This is a genomic window from Aeromonas sp. V90_14 (assembly GCF_029967615.1).
Taxonomy (GTDB): Bacteria; Pseudomonadota; Gammaproteobacteria; order Enterobacterales; family Aeromonadaceae; genus Aeromonas; species Aeromonas hydrophila.
Map to the genome: position 1 here is coordinate 226,051 of NZ_JASCAS010000033.1, position 21,793 is coordinate 247,843.

Annotated in this window: 25 protein-coding genes, 1 tRNA gene and 1 other annotated feature (1 of these 27 cut by a window edge); of the genes, 1 reads left to right on the forward strand and 25 read right to left on the reverse strand. The window is 61.7% G+C overall.

All coding sequences use genetic code 11. From position 1 onward, the window contains the following. Window positions 1–3: 3 nt before the first annotated feature. The 4 genes from QLG02_RS13315 to QLG02_RS13330 form a co-directional block, all read right to left on the reverse strand. Window positions 4–291, reverse strand: coding sequence for a hypothetical protein (locus QLG02_RS13315; protein ID WP_282465367.1), 288 nt, complete (start codon window positions 289–291; stop codon window positions 4–6). Window positions 292–479: 188 nt separating this feature from the next. Next, window positions 480–998, reverse strand: a complete 519-nt coding sequence (gene hcp1, locus QLG02_RS13320) for a type VI secretion system effector Hcp1 (protein WP_005332563.1) — start codon at window positions 996–998, stop codon at window positions 480–482. A 230-nt stretch (window positions 999–1,228) separates the two neighbouring features. Then, complete coding sequence (locus tag QLG02_RS13325) at window positions 1,229–1,999, reverse strand: LuxR family transcriptional regulator (RefSeq protein WP_282465368.1); 771 nt, start codon at window positions 1,997–1,999, stop codon at window positions 1,229–1,231. A gap of 562 nt (window positions 2,000–2,561) precedes the next feature. Next, a tRNA-Ser gene (locus QLG02_RS13330) sits at window positions 2,562–2,649 on the reverse strand. Between the two features lie 198 nt (window positions 2,650–2,847). Here QLG02_RS13330 and QLG02_RS13335 point away from each other — a divergent pair. Further along, entirely contained in the window at window positions 2,848–3,597 is a 750-nt protein-coding gene (locus tag QLG02_RS13335) for a DsbA family protein (RefSeq protein WP_077095292.1), read from the forward strand. Between the two features lie 174 nt (window positions 3,598–3,771). Here the strand turns inward: QLG02_RS13335 and galE are convergent, their stop codons facing one another. The 21 genes from galE to QLG02_RS13440 form a co-directional block, all read right to left on the reverse strand. Next, window positions 3,772–4,797 (reverse strand): UDP-glucose 4-epimerase GalE, encoded by a 1,026-nt coding sequence (gene galE, locus QLG02_RS13340; protein WP_282465369.1) that lies wholly within the window; start codon window positions 4,795–4,797, stop codon window positions 3,772–3,774. 84 nt (window positions 4,798–4,881) lie between these two features. Beyond that, window positions 4,882–5,901, reverse strand: coding sequence for a hybrid-cluster NAD(P)-dependent oxidoreductase (locus QLG02_RS13345; protein ID WP_282465370.1), 1,020 nt, complete (start codon window positions 5,899–5,901; stop codon window positions 4,882–4,884). A 114-nt stretch (window positions 5,902–6,015) separates the two neighbouring features. Continuing rightward, window positions 6,016–7,665: a hydroxylamine reductase gene (hcp, locus tag QLG02_RS13350; RefSeq protein ID WP_282465371.1), complete on the reverse strand. Its 1,650-nt coding sequence runs from the start codon at window positions 7,663–7,665 to the stop codon at window positions 6,016–6,018. 287 nt (window positions 7,666–7,952) lie between these two features. Then, a complete protein-coding gene (locus QLG02_RS13355; protein WP_011705037.1) occupies window positions 7,953–8,420 on the reverse strand; it encodes a Dps family protein in 468 nt (155 codons plus the stop codon). Window positions 8,421–8,544: 124 nt separating this feature from the next. After that, on the reverse strand, window positions 8,545–9,102 hold the full coding sequence (locus tag QLG02_RS13360; RefSeq protein WP_282465372.1) for a DUF3833 domain-containing protein: 558 nt from the start codon (window positions 9,100–9,102) through the stop codon (window positions 8,545–8,547). Continuing rightward, window positions 9,102–9,653 (reverse strand): chalcone isomerase family protein, encoded by a 552-nt coding sequence (locus QLG02_RS13365; RefSeq protein WP_282465373.1) that lies wholly within the window; start codon window positions 9,651–9,653, stop codon window positions 9,102–9,104. Before QLG02_RS13365 ends, QLG02_RS13360 begins: the two co-directional genes overlap by 1 nt. Beyond that, the gene (locus QLG02_RS13370; RefSeq protein ID WP_011705034.1) at window positions 9,610–9,828 is read right to left on the reverse strand and encodes a TIGR02450 family Trp-rich protein; all 219 of its coding nucleotides are present in this window, start codon (window positions 9,826–9,828) and stop codon (window positions 9,610–9,612) included. The genes QLG02_RS13365 and QLG02_RS13370 overlap by 44 nt, the downstream gene beginning before the upstream one ends. Then, entirely contained in the window at window positions 9,825–10,304 is a 480-nt protein-coding gene (locus QLG02_RS13375) for a DUF2878 domain-containing protein (RefSeq protein ID WP_045529309.1), read from the reverse strand. The genes QLG02_RS13370 and QLG02_RS13375 overlap by 4 nt, the downstream gene beginning before the upstream one ends. Before the next feature lie 2 nt (window positions 10,305–10,306). Continuing rightward, window positions 10,307–11,563, reverse strand: a complete 1,257-nt coding sequence (locus QLG02_RS13380; protein ID WP_282465374.1) for a cyclopropane-fatty-acyl-phospholipid synthase family protein — start codon at window positions 11,561–11,563, stop codon at window positions 10,307–10,309. Continuing rightward, complete coding sequence (locus tag QLG02_RS13385) at window positions 11,563–12,345, reverse strand: DUF1365 domain-containing protein (RefSeq protein WP_282465375.1); 783 nt, start codon at window positions 12,343–12,345, stop codon at window positions 11,563–11,565. The genes QLG02_RS13380 and QLG02_RS13385 overlap by 1 nt, the downstream gene beginning before the upstream one ends. Continuing rightward, window positions 12,342–13,601, reverse strand: a complete 1,260-nt coding sequence (locus QLG02_RS13390; protein ID WP_282465376.1) for an FAD-dependent oxidoreductase — start codon at window positions 13,599–13,601, stop codon at window positions 12,342–12,344. The genes QLG02_RS13385 and QLG02_RS13390 overlap by 4 nt, the downstream gene beginning before the upstream one ends. Continuing rightward, entirely contained in the window at window positions 13,598–14,335 is a 738-nt protein-coding gene (locus tag QLG02_RS13395; RefSeq protein WP_282465377.1) for an SDR family NAD(P)-dependent oxidoreductase, read from the reverse strand. The genes QLG02_RS13390 and QLG02_RS13395 overlap by 4 nt, the downstream gene beginning before the upstream one ends. Then, window positions 14,332–14,760 carry a nuclear transport factor 2 family protein gene (locus QLG02_RS13400; protein WP_282465378.1) on the reverse strand — a complete coding sequence of 143 codons (429 nt, stop codon included), beginning with the start codon at window positions 14,758–14,760 and terminating at the stop codon, window positions 14,332–14,334. The genes QLG02_RS13395 and QLG02_RS13400 overlap by 4 nt, the downstream gene beginning before the upstream one ends. A gap of 1 nt (window position 14,761) precedes the next feature. Continuing rightward, window positions 14,762–16,183, reverse strand: a complete 1,422-nt coding sequence (phrB, locus tag QLG02_RS13405) for a deoxyribodipyrimidine photo-lyase (protein WP_282465379.1) — start codon at window positions 16,181–16,183, stop codon at window positions 14,762–14,764. Continuing rightward, complete coding sequence (locus tag QLG02_RS13410; protein ID WP_282465380.1) at window positions 16,180–17,067, reverse strand: MerR family transcriptional regulator; 888 nt, start codon at window positions 17,065–17,067, stop codon at window positions 16,180–16,182. The genes phrB and QLG02_RS13410 overlap by 4 nt, the downstream gene beginning before the upstream one ends. Before the next feature lie 63 nt (window positions 17,068–17,130). Beyond that, window positions 17,131–18,075 carry a DUF523 and DUF1722 domain-containing protein gene (locus tag QLG02_RS13415; protein WP_282465381.1) on the reverse strand — a complete coding sequence of 315 codons (945 nt, stop codon included), beginning with the start codon at window positions 18,073–18,075 and terminating at the stop codon, window positions 17,131–17,133. Window positions 18,076–18,247: 172 nt separating this feature from the next. Continuing rightward, window positions 18,248–18,877, reverse strand: a complete 630-nt coding sequence (locus QLG02_RS13420) for an autotransporter outer membrane beta-barrel domain-containing protein (RefSeq protein ID WP_282465382.1) — start codon at window positions 18,875–18,877, stop codon at window positions 18,248–18,250. Between the two features lie 183 nt (window positions 18,878–19,060). After that, window positions 19,061–19,609, reverse strand: coding sequence for a DUF3157 family protein (locus tag QLG02_RS13425; RefSeq protein WP_016349812.1), 549 nt, complete (start codon window positions 19,607–19,609; stop codon window positions 19,061–19,063). A 95-nt stretch (window positions 19,610–19,704) separates the two neighbouring features. After that, window positions 19,705–20,577, reverse strand: coding sequence for a hypothetical protein (locus QLG02_RS13430; protein WP_282465383.1), 873 nt, complete (start codon window positions 20,575–20,577; stop codon window positions 19,705–19,707). Window positions 20,578–20,622: 45 nt separating this feature from the next. Beyond that, complete coding sequence (locus tag QLG02_RS13435) at window positions 20,623–20,901, reverse strand: DUF6482 family protein (RefSeq protein WP_011705022.1); 279 nt, start codon at window positions 20,899–20,901, stop codon at window positions 20,623–20,625. A gap of 25 nt (window positions 20,902–20,926) precedes the next feature. After that, window positions 20,927–21,526, reverse strand: coding sequence for an HAD family phosphatase (locus QLG02_RS13440; RefSeq protein ID WP_273761392.1), 600 nt, complete (start codon window positions 21,524–21,526; stop codon window positions 20,927–20,929). A gap of 169 nt (window positions 21,527–21,695) precedes the next feature. Beyond that, window positions 21,696–21,793 (forward strand) — a sequence feature (Phe leader region); it runs 37 nt beyond the window's last position.

Below are 21,793 nucleotides of genomic sequence, written 5' to 3' on the forward strand. Positions count from 1 at the left end.
TCCTTAACCTGCCTGTCCGCTGCCTGAGCCAATCACCACGCCGCCGCAGCCGACGGCGGTACCGGTCACAGTGATGGGTTGGCCGCCACACCGCAAAGTACGCTGGCGACCAGAGGTGCTGTGCGGACGGAGGGGATTGTCGGATTTATCGTAAGGGGCCAGCGGCTCGTCCTGCCGGGACACCAATTTGCCACCGAGGTAACTCTCAGAGCTGACTGAAATCACGGGAGATGGGAAAAGCCCATCGTGATCGATGAGCACGTCACCGGACGATGTAATGGTGGAACACATGACGACTGGCCTCTGTTGTGCTTTGCAATAAGGTCGCCTCGCAGCCATTATGGCAAAACACAAAAGCTCCGACCGCATCCAGTTGAACAGGTCGGAGAAAACTTGCACGGGCCTGACGACAGCTGACACTGCCATCGTCAGGCCATGGGGGTGCACTACAAGGAATAACGGCAATAAGAGATCGAGCGTTAGGCCTCGATCGGTGCGCGCCAGTCATCTGCACCGGAAGTACCGGCAACGGTGTGTTCCCAATCGATCTTGCGGTAGGCCATGGAGACCTGGATCAGCTGGGTGAAATCAGACTTCGCCGGATCCTGGCAGTGCGGCATCTGGCAGTCGATGTCGACGATGGTGGCATCGGTCAGCACGGTAGAGAAAAAGTGCTCCTGCTTGCCCTCAACAGAGGTGCGGTACCACTTCAGGGTCACTTTCGGCAGCATTTCGCCGGAGGCCAGCGAGTTGTACATCAACGGTACAGCTTTGTTCAGCGCAACGGTGAACTTGAACGGCTTGTGGACACGCTGACCAGCAGGCTGACCAGATTGCGGATCAGTCGGGACGGTCACGACGTGCTGGAACTCTTGTACCAGCATCTCGTCTTCGTGGCCTTGTACAAAGATGTTGCCGACGGAATCGGAAGTGAAGGCACCAGCGGTGATATTGCCCTGGGTTTTACCTTCGATGCTGATATAACATGGAGTTGGCATGTGTATGCTCCTGATTGGTTGAACGGTAATGACACTCGACCAAACCAATTAGCAGCGACCATGCCACTCTTTTTTTTACTTATTTTTCAACACCTTAAATAAAAACAAAACCGACGTATCGGATGCATGGCGCAAAAAGTTGCAACCAGCAGACTATTGCACCATTAGTTCTTGCACTCGCAGTGGAACATCTCGCCACCTACGCAACAAGTTGCTTGCAACAAACATAATCACTGCTTTTCATCCACATTGGCGACCAGCGCCATCTCCACGTTCAACCTGACCATCCCCTGCTTCAATGCCCATGAAATGGCCTGGCTCTTGCTGCTGGCCCCCAGCTTGCTGACCACATTGTTCAGATGAAACGTCACGGTACGGGGAGTGATCCCCAGGATCTGGGCAATATCGCTCACCTGCTTGCCCTCCGCAGCCCAGCGACACACTTCCAGCTCCCGCAAACTCAACGCATCGTGCGGCGACAGACCGGCCAGACAGACCTGGGCCACCGCCTCGAAAATATGCATGGAGAGCCAGCTGATAAAGGGCACCGCAGAGAGCCATTGCTGGCTGGTACGAGGCGTACTGGTGATAAAAGAGAGCAGGCCGACATGACCGTTGGCACCGTGCCAGGGCAGGGTGATGCCATCGCAAATGCCGTACTCGCTGGCCAGCTGCATCATCTCCCGGCCCTGCTCGTCACAACGCTCCTCATCGTTCACCACATCGGCCCACAGAATGGGGGTGCTCCTGGTCATGGCGCATTTGACGATGGGATCGATGGCAAAGAAGCCGCTGCTGGTGTAGGTGTCCACCCAGGCCTGCGGACAGCCGTTGAAGATGATGACGTCCGGGCGCTGGATGGTACTGGGAAAGATCAGGGCCAGACGAAAATAGTCGAATCCCATGCGACCGCTCAGCTCGCGCAGCAGGGTCACTATGGTGCGCTCGTCAGCGGCCGTCTCGAGCTGGGCGATGAGCTCCATCGCGTGTAGGGTATTCATCTCTGGGGTATGGGGATTGTGCACAAGGTAGGCTGGCCAAACATGGAAACATGCTGAATGTTAACAAGCGTCAATAGATGACACACCCCAGCAGGTCTAAAAATCAGAACTCTCCCACACTTTATGCTATAGAATCGTAATTTTTGTAATGAAATGCTACAGAAAACCTCAAACGTTCCACCATCGACCAGTCGTGACCCTACGGATGTTAAGCATTGCAACATTGGTCATGGATCTCCCCTTCACCGGCGGCCAACAACCCTCTGCTTCTTCCTGCATCACGCAACAGAAGGCGTCCAAGTCGTGGCTGAGGAGCCAGCGAGACGAGCTCCCCACCGACCTGCACAAATATCAGGGCCGACGGAGATGATCAATACACTTGGTTGTCCGGTGATGGCCTGACAGTGAACACTGAGCAAAACAGGCGGGAAGACAGCAAGCCTTAGCCAAGAGTCGGAATATACGTGGATAAAGATGGCTTGTCCGACCACAGGCAGAATGAACGCGAGGATTTGAATAGCAAAAAGGCCACCCTTTCGGATGGCCTTTCTGGCTGAATAAATGGCGGAGGAGGTGGGATTTGAACCCACGGATGGTCGCCCATCGCCGGTTTTCAAGACCGGTGCATTCAGCCGCTCTGCCACCCCTCCGCGACAGTGCGGCGAATATTACCCATGGCGATCGCCCTTGTAAATCCCCTCGCCGCTCGTTTGCCGATTTATTGGGCTAAATGACGCACAAAGCCGCCAATTTGAGCATAACCAGCGCTTTTTCAACCAGATAACTTGACTTGAAAACAGACTCACCCACTATAGTCAGCATCACGAAATCCCCAGCAAGATGGACTTATGAAAATCAAACATGCCCTGCTTTGCGCCCTGACGGGTGCCACCCTGCTTGCGGCGCCGGTTCAGGCGAGCGAACTGACCAAGAGCGACGTGGAACAGATAGTGCGCGACTATCTGGTCAAGAACCCGGAGATCCTGGTCGAGATGTCCAACGCCCTGCGCGCCAAGCAGGAGAGCCAGCAGGCCGAGAGCGACAAGACCTTGATCAAGGCACACGCCAAGCAGCTCTATAGCAACCAGGATCCGGAGAGCGGCAATCCCAAGGGCAGCCTGACCGTGGTCGAGTTCTTCGACTACAACTGCGGCTACTGCAAACGCGCCCACCCGCTGATCAAGCAACTGCTGGCGGAAGACAAGGACATTCGCTACATCTACAAGCAGTTCCCGATCCTGAGCGAGACCTCCTACTTCGCCGCCCGTGCCGCTCTGGCGGTACAGCTGGGTCAGCCCGACAAGTACCAGGCCTTCCACGAGAGGCTGTACGCCCATCAGGGCCCGCTGGCCGACGAGGCACAGGTGAAGCAGCTGGCGGAAGCAGCCGGCGTCAACTGGAGCAAGGTTGAAGCCAAGATCAAGGATGGCAGCATCGATCAGAATCTCGGCACCAACCGGGCGCTGGCCGAAGCCATGAGCATCTCGGGCACACCGGCCTTCATCATCGGCGATCAGATCCTGCGCGGCGCCCCCCGTGATCTGGCCAGCCTGAAAGGCTTCATCAAGGATGTGCGCGCCGGCAAGAGCATTCAGTAATCCCGCTCCGGCACATAAAAAAACGCCCCGGCATGCCGGGGCGTTTTGCTATTCATGCTGCAAACCATCAGGCCTGGTGGGCCGCCGCGAGAAGCTGTCAGCAAGGCGAAGAACAGCGCAGGGACCCGAGTTTATATGAATAAATGAGGTTCCCGAGCAGCGCATGATCCTTGATCACGGCTTCGCAGCAGGGCCATAACCGTTCGGGTTCTGGCTTTGCCAGCGCCAGGTATCCACCATCATCCGCTCCAGACCGCGCTCGGCCTGCCAGCCCAGCTCGGCACGGGCCTTGTGCGGCTCGGCCCAGCACTCGGCGATGTCGCCGGGGCGACGGGGCTTGATCTGATAGGGAATGGTGCGACCGCTGGCCGCTTCAAATGCCTTGATCATCTCCAGCACCGAATAGCCCTGACCGGTACCCAGGTTATAGGTAAAGACCCCGGTATCCGACGCGATGCGTGCCAGCGCTTTGAGGTGACCGATGGCGAGATCCACCACATGGATGTAATCGCGCACCCCGGTACCGTCCGGCGTCGGGTAGTCGTTGCCAAACACCCCCAGCTCCTTGAGCTTGCCCACGCCGACCTGACTGATATAGGGCAGCAGGTTGTTGGGAATGCCGTTGGGATCTTCCCCGATGAGGCCGCTCTCGTGGGCACCGACCGGGTTGAAGTAGCGCAACAGCACGATGGCCCAGCGGGGATCGGATTTGGCGAGATCGCGCAGGATCTCTTCGACCATCAGCTTGGAGCGGCCATAAGGGTTGGTCGCGCTGGTGGGGAAATCTTCCCGCAGCGGTACCGAGGCCGGATCGCCGTAGACGGTGGCCGAGGAGCTGAAGACCAGCCGGAACACGCCGGCCCTAGCCATCTCTTCGCATAACACCAGGGTGCCGGTGATGTTGTTCTGGTAGTAGGTGAGCGGGATCTGGCTCGACTCGCCGACGGCCTTGAGCCCGGCGAAATGGATCACCGACTCGATCTGGTGGGCGGCAAACAGCTGTTGCAGGCAGAGCCGGTCCAGCACATCCCCTTCGACGAAGATGACCGGCTTGCCGGTGATCCGCTCGACCCGTTTGAGCGACTCGGGGGAGGAGTTGGAGAGGTTGTCCAGCACCACGACCTGCTGCCCGACGTTCAAGAGTTCAACCAGGGTATGGGAGCCGATATAGCCGGCGCCCCCTGTGACCAGAATTGTCATTTTGTATCCCGCGTTCGACTGAAACTGGAGCTGAGTCTACCCGCCCGGCCCCGCTGCGAAAAGAGCGGGATGCTCATGGCCCCCTCAATAGTCGACGCTGACATCCCCGCTGGCGGTGCAGGAACAGGCCAGTGCCACCCCGCGCTCGAGATCCTGTGCGCTCAGGGTCATCACGCTCTGGCGCTCGATTTCACCTTCCGTGGTACAGCGACAGGCCCCACACACCCCAGCACGGCAGGCTGCCATCATGGTCTCCCCCGCCCCCTCCAGCGCCGCCAGCAGGGTCTGACCCGGCAGGATCTTCACCTTCTTGCCGCTCTTTTTGAGGGTTAGCCAGAAGTGGTCGCTGCCGGCCGCAACTGGCGCCGCACTCGATGTAACAGCAGGCAGACCGAACGACTCCTGGTGCAACTGCGCTGCCGGCAGGCCCAGCTCCGCCAGCATGGTGCAGACTGCGGTCATATAGGGGGCAGGCCCGCACAGATAGACGTGGCGTGCGAGCAAATCTGGCGCCAATTCCCTCAGCATCTCCGGTGTGAGCCGGCCAACCCAGGGATAAGCCGTCGGTGCCTCTTCCCGTACTTTCTCCAGCACTAACGCGTGGCGCACACCGGAATGAGCAGCGGCCAGCGCAGCCAGGTCGTCTGCGAAGATCACATCCTCCGGCGAGCGGGCACTGTGAATGAAGCGAATGTCGGCATCCGGCCGTTTGGCCAGCTCGTCGCGCAGCATGGCCCACATGGGGGTGATGCCGGAACCGGCGCTCAAGAGCAGCGGCCGCTCGCAGGGCAAGGCAGTCAGGTTGAAGTCGCCGAAGGGGCCATCCACCCGGATCTCGTCCCCTACTTGCAGGGTTTGATGCAGATGATGGGAGACCAGTCCGACATCCTTGATGGTGACCTGCCAGCAGGCATCCTGCGGGCTGGAGGAGAGGGTATAGGCACGGCAGTGGGGCTGGCCGTCAATCTCGGTGTGCAGCGTCACGCACTGGCCAGCCAGCACGGCAGGCAGGCTGCCCGTCTGCGGCACGAACTGCCAGCTCGCCACGTCGTGGGTATCCGCCCGGCGGCCGATGCACCTGAGGGTGAGAGAGGTGGAGGTCATCGCAAGGCTCCTCTTGCTGAAAAATGTTGGAAAGGTGTCGTTAAAAAAAGGCGAGCCATCAGGCTCGCCAAAGGCTTACAACATGCTGAGCGTGTAAGGCGGATGTGGCGCCGCTCAGGCCGCCAAGATCTCGGCGAGATCGGCTTCGGCCGTGGTGGTTCCTTTCAGGCCGAATTGCTCTTCCAGCACCTTGAGCAGAGCCGGGGTGAGGAAGGCCGGGGCGGTCGGGCCGGTACGGATGTCCTTCACGCCCAGCGCCAGCAGGGTGAGCAGGATGACGATGGCCTTTTGCTCGAACCAGGAGAGCACCAGAGTCAGCGGCAGATCGTTGACGCCGCACTCGAACGCCTCGGAGAGCGCCAGCGCAAGCTGGATGGCGGAGTAGGCATCGTTGCACTGACCCACGTCCAGCAGACGGGGAATGCCGCCGATGTCGCCGAAATCGAGCTTGTTGAACTTGTACTTGCCACAACCCAGGGTCAGCAGCAGGCTGTCCTGCGGGATCGCCTTGGCAAACTCGGTGTAGTAGGCGCGCTCGGCACGGTCACCGTCACAGCCACCGACCAGGAAGAAGTGGCTGATTTCGCCGGCCTTGACCTTGTCGATCACCGCCGGGGCGGCCTGCATCAGGGCGTTGCGGGCAAAGCCGATGGTGATGAAGTGCTCCAGCTCAACGTGCTTGAAGCCTTCCAGCGCTTGCGCCTTGGCGATCACGGCGGAGAAATCTTCCCCTTCCAGGTGGGTCACGCCCGGCCAGCCGACGATGGAACGGGTGAAGATGCGATCCGAGTAGTTGCCCACGTTCGGGTCGATGATGCAGTTGGAGGTCATCACCACCGCGCCCGGGAAGTTGGCAAACTCTTTCTGCTGGTTCTGCCAGGCGGAGCCGTAGTTGCCCACCAGATGCGGGTACTGCTTGAAGAAGGGGTAGGCCAGCGCCGGCAGCATCTCGCCATGGGTGTAGACCTTGATGCCGGTGTCCTTGGTCTGCTCCAGGATGAGCTTGAGATCCACCATGTCGTGACCGGAGACCAGGATGCACTTGCCCGGAACCGGAGTGACGCGCACCTGAGTCGGCTCGGGGTGGCCGAAGGCGGTGGTTTCACCGAGATCCAGCATCTCCATGATCTTGAAGTTGAGCAGGCCAATGTCCATGGCGCACTTGAACAGCGGATCCAGATCGCTCGGATCCGTGCCGAGCCAGCTCATGATGCGATGGAATTCGGCGGCTACTCCGGCATCCTGCTGATCCAGCACCCGGGCGTGTTCCATGTAGGCGGCGGCGCCCTTGAGGCCGTAGAGGCAGAGCAGGCGCAGCCCCATGATGTCTTCGTTGACCTCGTTCTTGCCGCGGTTGACCGCGGTCTGCGGCGCCTGGGCCAGCTGGGCCAGCAGATCGGCACCCGGCTCGAAACGGGCGGCAGCGGGCAGTGCATCGACCTGCACCGCCAGCGGTGCCAGCTTGGCGGCCAGTTGCTGACGATAGCTCAGCGCCTGGTTGACATACGCCACGATGCGGGCGGAGTCGAAGTTGACGTTGGTGAGGGTGGCAAAGAAGGCCTTGGGCACGAAGGCGTCGATCTCGCTGTCGACGATGCCGTGCTCGCGGGCGGCCAGCGCCCAGGCACTGAGCCCCTGCAGGGTATAGATCAGCACATCCTGCAGATCCGAGGTTTCAGCCGTCTTGCCGCACATACCTTGTGCATAGGCGCAGCCGTTGCCTGCCGGGGTACGAATTGTCTGTTCACATTGCACACAAAACATCATGCCTCTCCTAATTGGACATTTCAGTTGTTTGTTTTGTGGCGATTCTATTCCTACGGCTCAAAACTTAATAGGCATTCAATTTGCCAATTCAATTTTCATTGATGCAGATCAAAAACAAAAAAGCCGCCCAAACAGGGCGGCAAGCGGGTGGATAAAAGGAGAGACAACTCAGGTTTGCAACAGAACACGATAATGGAACGGGTCGGGCTGGCCTCTGGTCTGGCAGATCCAGCCCTTCACTTCATCAAGCCGGCATACTTCGCAGCGTCCGGCTTGGTTGGCTATCAGGCTAAATAAGCTCGCAGCATCCAGACCAGTTTCTCCTGCTGCTGCACGTAGTCGGAGAGAATGGACGCAGTCCCTTCATCACCGGCATCGGCGGCCTGCCCCAGGATGCGGCGCTGGGCCACCAGCAGTTCGCGGAAACTCTCCAACAGGGATTCGACGCAGGCACGACCGTCATGCAGTCCCTTCTGCTCCGGAATGGCGGAAACTTTCAGGTAGTCGCTGAAGCTGTGCAGCGGCACGCCATCCAGGGTCAGGATGCGCTCGGCCAGAGCATCGACCTTCAGCAGCAGGTCGTTGTAAATCTCTTCGAACTTCAGGTGCAGCTCGAAAAACTGGTTGCCGCGGATGTTCCAGTGGAAGCCGCGAACGTTCATGTAAAGGATCTGGTAGCTGGCCAGCAATTTGTTCAGCTCGGCGGCCAGCGCTTGTGATTGAACGGTATCAAGACCAATCGGACTCTTCATGTTTCACCTCCAGATTTGACGACCTGGTCATCTTAGAACCCATCAGACTCAAAAGGTAATAGTTAAGATCTAACTGATTGATAGAGTGCGACTATCATCTCTGCTGTCGGCCGGACTAGGCGGCTCATTCAGGATGACGCTCGATGTAGAGAAGCACCTCCCCCAGCTGGATGCCGAACTTGCTGATGGCAGCCCGGTTGAGCAGGCGACTTTCATCCAGCAGATACATCCAGTCATCGAAACTCACCCGCACCACGCTGCCGTCAGGCAGCGCCAGATCGAGCTGATAGCGCCAGTTGAGGGCAAAGCCTGCCGTCTTGCCTACCGCTTCCCCCACCACGTCGGCCGCCGTGCCGTGCCAGTGACCATCCGCCCCCTTGCTCAAAAACCAGGTGCGGGTCTGCTGGCGCCCATCGTCAAAATAGAACTGCTCGAACAGCTCCCCTTTGTCACCCTGCCAGTGCCCGCGCATCTCCACCCGAAAACGGCTGGTCACCTCACCGCTGCGATCGGTCACCAGACCGTGCGCCGTCAGCTTGCCATTGAAGAAGCGAGCGAGATCCCACTCAGGGCCCTGACCACGATACTCCTCCAGACTGCTGCCGCAACCAGCCAGCAGCAACAGTGGCAACAACAGCAGGTAGCGCCAGGCGTGGATGTATTGCATGAATCCCTTTTGCATCAGCGCTCTCCCCGCAGGCGGCGGGTAAGCGTCGGATCGCGGCTCCCTTGTGCCAGCCAGATGGCAAGAAAGGCCGCCGAAAATTGCGGATCGGCGAGGGTGCCGAGCGGCTTGTCCCGCCACCAGAACTGGCCCGCGCCGCCCCTGTCGACATAGAAGGTAAGCCGGTCACCCGCCTGGACATCGGGCCAGAGCGCAGCGAGCTGACCAAGCCAGCCCTGACGCTGCTGCTCGCTGCCAAGCCCCAGTCGCTGCCACTCGGCGGCGGTAGCGCTCAGCAGATCGTCCCGCTCGATGGCTCTGGCGTAGGTGAGGCTGAGCGCCTGAGGATAGTGACCCGGCCGATAGCGGCCGTTCTCGCTGTAGAGGGTAGCGTCATAGAGCTTGAACCAGAGCCAGCTCATCTCGCCGCGCCCGACCGGCTGCAGCTGCTGCCAGGGAGTAACCAGGGCTTGCCCGGTCTGGGCGAAAGGGGTCAGCGGTAGGCTCAAGCCTGCCAGCAGCAGGCTAATTCCACCCCATGTGCCAATGGGCAGGATCTTCGAGTTCATGCCAGTCCATCTCCTGTTCCAGCAGCGTGTTGATGTCCTGCATCACCACCTGCTGCAGCTGCCCCTGCGCGTCGCGCTGACAGGCCACCACCAGATAGAAACGCTCGGTCAGCTCGTGCCGGCTCTCTTTGGTCCATTTGGAAAACAACAAGGTGTCGGTCGAAAAGGTGTTCATCTCGCTTCACCCTCCAGCTTGACCGTTACCCACAGGAGTACGGGTAACCACCACATCCAGATCACCGCCAGCAGTGCCGCACTGATCCCGATGCCCCAAGGTAAGTGTACTGCCCCCATGGCGGCTCCCGCCACATAGGAGGAGGCCCCCCCAACCATGCCGAACAGCCCCTGCTGCCAGCGCGGCAAGGGCCGCAGCCAGCGCAGACCGTGGGAGAGGGTCAGGGCAAAACCGCACCAGAGCAGCACCAGCCAGAGCGGAAAACCGGTGTTGAAATAAAACAGCCCGAGTTGCCAGAGCAGGGCATCGAGCAGGCTGCCGGCAAGAGCGACCGGGATGAGCCGCCAGTCGTGCCAGCGGCGGGGGGAGAAGAGAAAATGAAGCAGCAGCAGTGCCAACAGCGGGCCCGGCTGCTGCCACTTCACTGCCAGCAACCAGTAGAGGTTGAACCCCAGCAGATGGGCCCACTGCCACATGATCAGCGCCCGCCGACGGGCAGATCCCCACTCCAGCCGAGTGGGCCCGGTTTGGCCGCCTCCAGCTGCACCAGGCTGATGGTGCGCTCCCAGAAGCCCCCTTCACAGTAGGCGAAATAGAAGAGCCATAACCGAATGAAGTCCTGGCTGTAGCCGAGAGCGGGCAGCTCGGGCGCCAGCGCCAGGAAGCGCTTGCACCAATCAGCCAGCGTGCGGGCATAGTGGTGACCGTGATCGTGCAGCCGCACCAGCTGCATGTCGGTCTCGCGCGCCAGCAGCCCCGCCATCTGGGAGATGCTCGGCAGGCAGCCGCCGGGGAAGATGTAACGCTGGATGAAATCAACCCCGCGCAGATACTGGGCATGGCGCTGATCGGCAATGGTAATGGCCTGAATGAGCAGGCGACCACCGGGTTTGAGCAGCCGCGACAGCTGGCGGAAATAATCGGGCAGGAAGGCGTGACCCACCGCTTCGATCATCTCGATGGAGACCAGCTTGTCGTAAGTGCCCTCCAGCTTGCGGTAGTCCTCCAGCAGCAAGGTGATGCGATCCCCCAACCCCTCCCGCGCAATCCACTCCTTGGCGTAATCGTGCTGGGCCCGGGAGATGGTGGTGGTAGTCACCCTGCAGCCGTAGTGACGGGCCGCATAGACGGCGAGGCCGCCCCAGCCGGTACCGATCTCCAGCAGGTGATCGTCAGGCCCCAGTGCCAGCCGCTCGCAGATGGTGCGCAGCTTGGCCTGCTGTCCCTCCTCCAGGCTGGCCTCTGCATGGGGGTAGATAGCACTCGAGTACTGCATATGGCTGTCGAGAAACCCCTGATAGAGGGTGTTGCCGAGATCGTAGTGGGCGGCGATGTTGGAGCGCGAACCGGTCAGGGTATTGCGATTGAGCCAGTGGCGCACCTTGTTGAAGGGAAAACTGAGCCAGCCGAGACGCCGTTCGAGGGAGTCGAGCAGCGCCAGATTGCGGGCCAGCAAGCGCACCAGCGCAACTGGATCCGGGCTGGTCCAGAGCCCCTCCACCCAGGTCTCCCCGGCGGCGATGCTGCCCCCCAGCAACAGACGGCGATAGAAGGCCGGATCCTGCACCACCAGCTCGGCGTGCAGATCGGTGCCCGCCACACCAAAGCAGTGGCGCTCAGCGCCATCCCGCAGCTGCAGCTGGCCATGTTCAAGGCGTCCCAGCAGATTGAGCAGCAGTTGCCTGGCCCCCTTGTCGATGAAAGAGGCAGAGAGGGTTGATTGCACAAATTCCATTAGCGGCTCTCCGGATGGGTAAAGATGGGTGTTCGTTTGATAAAAAGACGCAGGGCCTGCCAGTAGATCCCGAGCAGCACCTTCATGGTCATCCAGGGCCAGCGGGCCAGCAGGGCCACCAGCCCCTTGCGCGACAGCGGTGCCCGGCGCAGCGCCAGGGTAGCGTCAAACAGCTTGGCCTCCCCGGATACGGGATGACTCTCGATGTGGATCAGGGTCTCCTGCGCGGGCGGACAAATGCGCCAGTGGTAGCGCATCGCCAGCCCCATGAAGGGGGAAACGTGAAAATCCTTGTCGTGGGGGGCCAGCGCCGCCAGATCCAGCAGGTAGTAGTGGCGCTCGTTCCAGGGGGTGTTCGACACCTCCGCCAGCAGATAGCGCGCCTCGCCCTGCCGGTAGCAGAAGTAGAAGTTGACCGGGCTGAAGTAGAAGCCCAGACAGCGCACGTTGCCAAGCAGCAGCACCCGCCCCTCGGGCTCGGCATCGCCACCCAGTTCGCTCACCTTCTGCCACACCGCCTGCTTGAGCGGCCCCTCGCTGCCGCGCAGGTAGTCGTCGCGACGAAACGAGAGCAGCCCTGCCCGCTCTACCCCAAACCAGCCCCCCTTCCCGAGGCTGGCCAACTCGTCAAGATCCAGCCCCAGCATGAAAAGGTTGTAGGAGAAGGCATGGGCGCGCGGTGCGAAGCGGCGGTGGCGCACCGACCCCTGCCAGATGGCGCTGAGGGTGCCGGTCATGGCCTCGGCACTCGCCTCCTGCCCGCTCAGGACTGCACCCTTCATAGCTCGGCCCCGAACCGTCTGGCCACGTCCAGGGCGCTGCGCACCCCGTCTTCGTGAAAGCCGTTGTACCAGTAGGCGCCGCAGAAGTGGGTGTGCTGCTGGCCGCAGATCTCGGCGCGCCGCTGCTGGGCGGCAATAGAGGTCTGATTGAACACCGGATGGTGGTAGACGAAGCGGCGCAGCACCTTGCTCTCGTCTACCTTGCCCTCGGGATTGAGGCTGACGCAGAAGGGCTGCGGCGAGCTCACTCCCTGCAATATGTTCATGTTGTAGCTCACCAGCGGCCGCGCCCCGTCATCCTCACCCAGCTGATAGTTCCAGCTGGCCCACGCCTTGCGGCGCACCGGCAGGCAGCGCACATCGGTGTGCAGCCAGACGTCGTTGGCCTGATAGGGCATGGCGCCCAGAATGGCCTGCTCCCGCTCGCCCGGATCCGCCAGCAACGCCAGCGCCTGATCGCTGTGACAGGCGAGGATCGCCTCGTCAAACCGCTCCTCACCGTAGCTGCTCTGGATCAGCACCCCGTCCGCCTGGCGCCGGATCCCCTGCACCGGACAGGCCAGACGAATGTGAGCCTGCCAGCCGGCCGTCAGCGGGCCGATATATTCCCGCGAGCCGCCAGGGATCACGTACCACTGAGGCCGGTTGGCCACCTCGAGCAGCCCGTGGTTGGCAAAAAAGCGCAGGAAGAAGCCAAGGGGAAAGGCGCGCATATCGGCCAGGGTCGACGACCAGATGGCGGCCCCCATAGGCAAAATGTAGTGGCGGGCGAAGTAGTCGCTGAACTCCCCCACCTGCAGAAAATCCCCCAGGGTCAGCTCGGGGCCCTCGCCCTGATGTTGACCATCGGCCAGCCAGGCCCGCGCCTCGCGGTTAAAGCGCAGGATCTCGGCGACGAAGCCGTAGAAACGGGGACTCAGCAGGTTGCTGCGCTGGGCAAACAGGGTATCCAGGTTGTGACCGTTGTACTCCAGCCCCTGCGGGCTTTTCACCGAGAAGCTCATCTCGGCCGGCTGCCGCGCCACCCCGATCCGCTCGAGCAGCCGCAGGAAGTTGGGGTAGGTGCGGTCATTGAAGACGATGAAGCCGGTGTCGATGGCATAGCTTCGCCCCGCCTGGTGGACGTCGACGGTGGCGGTGTGGCCACCCAGGGTCGGCGCCGCCTCGAACAGGGTGATGTCGTGCAACTTGTGGAGCAGGAAACCGGCGGTCAGACCTGAAATGCCGGAACCGACGATGGCGATCTTTTTCTTCATGAAGAGCGTCCTTTCGATACGAGTGCGCGGCCAAGGCGCAGCCAGAGCCCCGTCGGCAGCGCGCCGAGCAGGCGCAACAGCCAGATGAAACGGCGGGGAAAGTGGATCTGGTGACGACCGGCGGTGAGCCCCGCCATGATGGTGCGGGAAGCCTCTTCCACCGTCACCAGACAGGGCATGGGAAAATCATTTTTGGCGGTAAGCGGGGTCTGGACAAAGCCGGGGCGGATCAGGGTCACCCCGATCCCTTTGCCGGCCAAATCGAGGCGCAGGGTATCCGCCAGATAATCGAGGGCAGCCTTGGAGGCGCCATAGGCTTCGGCCCTGGGCAGCGGCAGCCAGCTCACCGACGAGCTGACGATGGCAAGGCGCCCGCCCGCCCCGAGCAGCGGCAAGAAGGCGGCCAGGGCATGACCGGTGGCAACCAGGTTGGTTTCGATGACCCGGGCAAACAGGGCGCCGTCAAACCCCTCGGCGACATCCATGTACTCGCAGTTGCCGGCATTGAGGATCACCAGATCAACCTGCGGCAAGCTGGCGGCCGTCTCGCTCACTGCGCTTGCATCGCGTCCGTCAAACTGCAGCGGCGTGATGCCGTGGCGACCCAGTGCCTGCAGCCGCTCACCATCGCGCCCGCAACCCCACACCTGCCAGCCGGCGCACCGATAATCGAGCGCCAGCTGAAAGCCGATGCCGGAGGTGGCACCGGTGATCAGCACCCGGCCGCCGCTCATGCGCCCAGCCTCCCCTTGATGGTGCGCACCAGGGGGCCTATCAGCGGCAACTGTTCGTAGAGCATGGCGCCCAGATCGAAGTAGTCGCGATGCAGGCACACCTTGCCCGTCTCGTCGAACTCGAGGCGGGTGGCCCCCTCCACCGTCACCGCCGCACCGCCGCGCAGCCTTGGATGAGAGAAGGTCATGGTCCAGCCGAGCCAGGCCTGACGCCCCTGCAGCAGCTGACTGGTGATGATGAAGCGGCAGTAGGCCAGGCGCTGATAGAGGACGGCAAAATAGTCGGTGAGCGCCGCCAGCCCCTCGATGCGGTGAGCAGGATCGGTAAAGACCACCTCGTTTGCGTAAACCTCGGGCAAACGGTGCAGCTCGTCTCTGCTTAGCTGCTGATAGAGGGCCACAAAGCGGGCCAGCGACTCATCCATGCTATTTCTCCAGGGCGCGAAACATCTCGATGGCTCTCACCCGGGCAACGGCGTGGTCCACCATGGGGGCCGGATAATCGTGCCGCCCCTTGAGCCGCAACCAGTCGTGGGGCTGGTGCAGATAGGCGGCAGGCAGATCAGCCAGTTCAGAGACCCAGGTACGAATGAACTCCCCTTGCGGATCAAATCGTTGCCCCTGGGTGGTGGGGTTGAACACCCGGAAATAGGGCGCCGCATCGGCGCCAGTCCCCGCTACCCACTGCCAGCCGCCGTTGTTGGCCGCCAGATCCCCGTCGATGAGCCGGCTCATGAAGTAATCCTCCCCGAGCCGCCAGTGGATGTGCAGATCCTTGGTGAGAAAACTCGCCACTATCATCCGCAGCCGATTGTGCATCCAGCCGGTGGCGTTGAGGCAGCGCATAGCCGCATCGACGATGGGGTAGCCGGTACGTCCCTCACACCAGGCGGCGAAGGCATCCGGATCCCAGCTCCACGGCAGGGCCGCCGTCTCCGGCTTGAAGGGCCGATTCATGGAGAGGGTAGGGCTCAGCACCAGCAGGTGGCGATAGAACTCGCGCCAGATAAGCTCATTGAGCCAGACAAAGCCGGGCTGAGCCTTGGACTGGGGCCGGTAGCCGAGCCGCTGCTGGAGCGCGGCCACGCACTGGCGCGAGCTGATGATGCCGGCCGCCAGATAGGGGGAGAGCACGGAGGTGCCCGCGATGGCAGGGAAATCCCGGGTCTCGCCATAATCGAGCACCGCCTGCTCCAGAAAGTCATTCAGACGGCGGCTGGCCTCGGCCTCCCCCACCGACCAGCGGGGGTCTGCCGTCAGCTCACCAAGGGCGGCATCGATGAAGTCCCGTTCGGCCAGCGGCTGCCACGGCAGCGGCTCGCCACGCGCAGTGGGCGCGCGATGAATGACAAAGCCATCCTCGTCGAGGGCCTTGAGCCAGGCGCGGCTGAAGGGCGTGAAAACCTTGAACATCTCGCCAGAGCCGGTCAGCACCCGCCCCGGCGGCAGCACGCAGCAGCCGTTGAACCAGTGGCAACCCACCGCCTGCTCCGCCAGCGCGGCGGTGACGGCCTGATCCCGGCGCAGCTCGTCGATCTCGATGGCCTGATTGGCGTAGAGCTGGGTCACGCCCAGCTCGCGGCAAAGATCTGCCAGCGCTACCGGCACCTCGCTAAAAGTCTCGGCCCGCAACAAATGCAGAGGGATGCCGAGCGCCGCCAGCTCGCGGCCCAGCACATCAACCTGGGCCAGCAGAAAACGCTGACGGACCGGTGCCAGCTTGTGCTGTTGCCACTGGGTGGGGGAGACGATAAAAAGCGCGGTCACCGGCTCATCACCGGCGCAGGCATGCCGCAGTGCCGGGTTGTCGGCCAGGCGCAGATCATTGCGAAACCAGACCAGCTTCATGATTTTTTCCTCCCGCGCCCGCCAGCGCCAGCCGCCGCAGGCATGCCCGCCATCGCCTCGGCAAGGCTCGCCTGCCAGCCGTGGGCTTTAAGCCACTCATCATCGTAGAGGCGCCCCAGCTCGCCAAACAGGCTCGTGCCGGCGGGCCAGCCGGCAGCCAGCTCCTGTTTGCCAAGCCCTGCCCCCAGCATGACCAGCCAGGGAGTGACGGCGCGCCCCTCCAGCAGGCTGGCATGGCGCGGCTCCACCGCCCCCAGCAGCTGCACCTCATAACCCTGACCGATCAGCTCGTAAGCAGCCCAGACCAGATCGAGCGGGCCCACCTGTCCCCAGCTCGCCAAGGTGACCGGCATGCCCTTCTCCTGCTCGATGAGGTGGCGGGCAAAGCGGGTATGCAGCCAGCCCAGCCACACCTGTTGCAGCAGCTCGCCATCGGGGCGCTCGCGCCACAGCCCCAGCAAGCGCTCCACCAGCGGCTGCAGCACCCGGCTGCGCACCAGTTCGAACGGGTAGCTCGCCAGCAGGTCGTTGAGCTCGGCCTCGGCCTTGCGCTGGTTGAAGGCGAGCAGCGCCTGACTGAACTGCTCCAGGGTCTGCTGCCAGTGATCGCTCACCGGCTGGGCCTGGGGTTCGCTCAAGAGCCCCTTCACCTGTCCGATGCTCACTCCCCGCTCCAGCCAGCTCAGGATCTCGCCGATCTGGCGAATGTCCTGCTCGCTGTAGAGGCGGTGGCCCTTCTCGGTGCGGGCCGGCTGCACCAGCCCATAGCGGCGCTGCCAGGCGCGCAGGGTCACGGCGTTGACGCCGGTGAGGCGGGAGACCTCGCGAATGGGGTAGATCCCCTCCTCCGGCGAAGGAGAAGCGGTGTGCGGTAAATCAGACATAACGGCATCCAGCAAAGGTTGAGGGAGAGGCCCCGGCCATCCGCCGGGGCCTGCACAGGATATTCAGAGCCCGTAGCGCAGTTTCAGCGTGTCGGGATGGGGATTGAGGTACACCTGCTCGGCGAGATAGGGGTTGGGGTATTCCCGCAGGTAGTGGCGGATCAGGGTGAGCGGCACCAGCAGTGGAAAGACACCGGTGCGGTACTTGTCGATGGTGTCGCACAGCTCCTGCTTCTGGGCCGGGGTCAGCACCCGCTTGAAGTAGCCCTGCAGGTGCATCAGTACATTGGTGTGGCTGCGTCGGTTGGCCCGCAGGGTCAGCGCCGCCATCAACCCCTGGATGTAGCTGTCGGCCACCTGCTGCAGGTCGGCCTTGGCCAGGTTGCCGAGCAGCTTGCCAAGCGCCCGGTAGTGGGTGGTGGCGTGGGAGAGCACCAGATACTTGTAGCGGGAGTGGAAGCGGATCAGCGCAGAGGCGGTGATGCCGCGCGCACAGAGCTGCTGCCAGTCGTGGTAGGCAAAGACCCGCAGCACGAAGTTTTCCCGCAGGATGGGATCGCACAGGCGGCCATCCTCCTCCACCGGCAACAGGGGATTAGCCTCCATCAGCGCCTTGGCAAACAGGCCAACCCCCTCCTTGGCACTCCCCTCGTTGTTGGCGCCATAGATCCGCACCCGCTCCATGCCACAGCTGGGGGATTTGGCGCAGAGGATGTAGCCGGAGATGAAGTCGAGCTGGCGGGCCTTCTGCTCGCTGAAGGCGATGAGCTGGTCGGTGACGTCGAAGCTGCCATTGCTCGCCTCGGCACGGATCTCGCCGTGGCGCTTCACCAGCCGGATCGCGGCGCGGGGTGCCCCCAGGCCAATGGCCATCTCGGGACAGACGGGGTGATAGTCAAAGTGGGCACCGAGATCCCGCTCGCAGAAGCTGGAACGCTTGTGGCCCCCGTCGAACCGTACCTCCTGCCCCAGCAGGCAGGCGCTGATACCAACCTTGATCTTGTACATATCATCACTCCTTGTATAAGTCTGAATCCGTTATAGCAGTTATACAAAAAATTGGAAGTTGTATAACTATTGCGGACTGATACGGCGCAAGGGTGAAGGTTGGATCAACCGGAAATGAAAAAACCCATGACCGAGGTCATGGGTAAAAATGAAGACACTACAGGAAGGATGATTAAAAGCTGTACTTCACACCCAGGCTGGTGATGGAGCCCTGTTGCAGGTCCCACTTGCGGTAGGTGTAGTCGGCGGTGAGGGCCAGGTTCTGGCTCACCTTGTAGGCGGCGCCCACTTTGAAATCGTGCATGTTGTCGGTCATGTTGGCGTAGCGGTAGCCGGTGGAGAGCTCGACCGCGCCGATGTCGTAGCGCAGGCCAGCCTCACCGTACATGCTGCCGCTGCTCTTGCGGGTGATCTCATCCCAACCATTATTCTTGGCGCTGGACTTGAGCTCACGCTCCATGGTGTAACCCATCAGGCCCGCTTCCCCATACAGGTTCAGACCCGTGCTGAGCGGGGTGTAGACACCCAGACCCAGGCTGGAGATGCCCATGCTGTCGTTGCCATCGTTGCGGGAGGTGTACTCGCTGCCCAGACGACCGTAGAAGTTGGAACCGAAGCTCTTGGAGAGGTCCAGGTTCAGACCGCCGAAGTCGCGGTTGTTGCTATCCTTGCCGCCGATGTAATCGGACTTGGTGTGCGCCCAGGTCAGGCCGCCTTTGGCGTAGCTGAAGGCATCCTCAGCCAGAGCGGAAGTTGAAGCGAAACCGGCCAGAACCAGAACTGAAAGTGCAACTTTTTTCATTTTGATGACTCCATCGTTGAGCTAGTTGAGACCTAGCTGGAATGGGGTCATTGTGCAGAGGGTGGGGAGAAATGCCGAGCGGCAAGCTGTTGCCAAACCATGTCAGATGTAAGCAACTGTTGCAGGTGGTTACCGGGTTAACAATCAAGACAGGCTCCACGAAGGAGCCTGTTGCATGAGGGATCAGCGGAACTCCACTTCCTCAATCTCGACCCGCACCAGGGGCTTGCCGGTGAGGCCGGCAGGGCGCGGCACCTCCAGCACCATGGAGGGGCGCTGCTGCCCCTTGCGCAGATAGGACTCCGGCAGACGGTTCTCGCCGACCCAGAAGCGGGCCTCCTGCTTGACCAGCTGGGCCCCTTGCTCGCTGAACAGGGTCACGCTGCCACGCACCCGTACCACGTTGCGGGTGCCGGTGTTGCTCACCATGAACTGCAGTTGCAGAGGATCCGAGCCCTCCACCTTGGCCAGCTTGACGCCGATCCCATCCTTGACGGCCTGAGCCAGCAGCTCGGGGTTGCTCATCGCCTGCTCGGTCAGCACCGGCACGGCCACCGTGCCCTGCACCGCGCTGCCGTCGGCGGCGGGCTTGAGCAGCAGGTATTCCCAGGTGAAGTCATCGTTGAGCTGCACCTGGCGGCCATCCGGCAGGGTCACTTGGGTGAGCGGAGCGGCCTGCACCAGCAGTGGCGAGAGGCAGAGGGCAACCAGCAGACGGGACAAGGGTTTCATAGGGTGATGACTCGGCGTCGATGGAAAAGGGCGTCAGTATAAAGAGTCCGTCCCGGCTTGCCTATGACCGCACTCACGTTCCTGCCCTCGGTTGCCTAGACCACCAGCTCCTGCCGCTCCTCTTCCGCCGCCATGTCCAGCGTCACCAGATCGAAGGCCGTGCTCTTGAGGGCGGTGAGGATATCCGGCTGCAGATCGAAGGCCTGCGCCCGCAGCCGAGCCGGCACCCGCACCCGGGCCAGGGTGGTGGCCCGATCGGCCAGGGTATGAAAGAACACCTGGGCCTCCTCCAGCCCCATGTCGGCCAGCATCTGCTCCGCCATGTCCACCATTCGCAGATGACGGCGCTCCACCAGCTCGGGGTCGGAGAAACGGTAGCTCAGGCAGCCGTGGGCACTCTTGCCCCAGCGCCCAAGCTGGCGCTTGTTGAAGCCGTAGCGAAAGTCCCTGTGGGTCATGCCTTGCTTGGCAAACAGCCAGAGGGTATTGGTCGGCAGGCTGCCGAAACGGCGCAGATACTCCTGCAGCTCCTCGACCGGTGCGGGCATCAGCATGGGCAGATGGCTCCAGTCGGTTTCCAGCGCGGTGAGGTGGCAGATGTAGCGCACCGGGTCGATCACCTCGTTGAGGTGGCGCAGGTGATCGCAGAAGATCATCTCATCGGTCTTGATCACCCGCTGCTCGATGCCGTAACGCTGGCAGTAGCGCTTGGCGCGCGCCACCTCCTTGCGGCTGCGGGTCGGGCTGTCCAGGGTGATGGCCCGGATCCGGATACCGCTGGCGCGGCACAGATCCATGCTGTAGCAGGATTCCAGTCGACCGGAGAAGGAGACCGCCAGTTCGCCGTAGCCAGCCAGGGTCTCGATAAGTGACTGTTCCCTGGTCTGAAAGGTCTGATCGTATCCCCGATTCAGCACAACGATATTGGCATCCATAACGACGGCACCGGATGATGAATTGGGCGCCATTGTGCTGCAACAATCCTGAATAAACCCTTAAAGGGCAGGGATAAATCAGAATTTAATGATAATTTCATGCCAATTAGTTTCATTTTCATCCAACTGAGCATCATAAATCCGAAGTTTCGCCTGATGAACCTGATGCATGCGCAGAAATCCCTCCGCCTGTTCGAGGGAGGCAAAGGTCAACCGGCCCCCTCCGCTGTCGGTGAGACACTGCATCTCGCCGTCGGCCTCGACACAGAGCTGATACCCGCTGCCATCCAGACAGGCGATCAGCAGCCCCGCATCCGGATAGTGACTGAGCCAATTGCGAAACCGGCCATGCTCCATACCCTCTCCCTCTACATCCTGCCATTCAGGCGGGCAGGTAACCCTGCGCCACCAGTTGCTGGCGACAACTGTATGCATCGGTAAACACCAGGCCGCCGATCCCCAATGCTTGTGCGGCAGTCACGTTGACCGGGCTGTCATCGATGAACAGGCACTGCTCGGCCTGCAAGTCGAACGATACCAGCAGATAGCGGTAGATATCCGGCTCCGGCTTCATCATCCGTACCCTTGCCGATACCACCTTGCCACTGAAGAAACGCCAGAAGGGCTGATGCTGCTCCAGCCAGTCGATGCTGGCATGCCCCATGTTGGAGAGTGCGTAGAGGGTATGACCCGCCCCATGCAGGCTCTCTATCAGGCTCAGCATAGCGGGATCCGGCACCAGCGAGGCGGGCACCGCCTGCAAAATTGCCAGGTTTTCGGCAGCGCTCAGCCCGGTGCGATGCTCGGCCTGGCGGGCCATGGTGTGCAGTGACAGGGTGCCGCGGTCCACCTCCAGCCAGTCCGGGTGGTTGAACAGCCGCTCCGCCAGCTGCTCCGCTCCGTGCTCCCCGCGCACCGAGCGCACGATACCGACCGGATCCCAGCTCACCACCACCCGTCCCAGATCGAAAATAATCGCCATCTTCACCTCCAGCTATCTACGTCATTACGACAGCAAGCGGGTCCGTTTTACCCGGTTTTTCCCCCGCAGGCTCACGCCCCTACCCTGCCCCGTTCGCCTCCCCCGGGCAAGTTTTACTTGCATCGCACGGTCAAATCCCTTAATGGTTATGGCGTTACCTCAAGGACACACTCATGCACGCACCATTCTTTTTTGCTTTCTCGTTTATCCGGCCCTCATGAGGGAAGGCCCGTCGTCACGTGAAGCACTCGCGTAAACAGAAAGCAA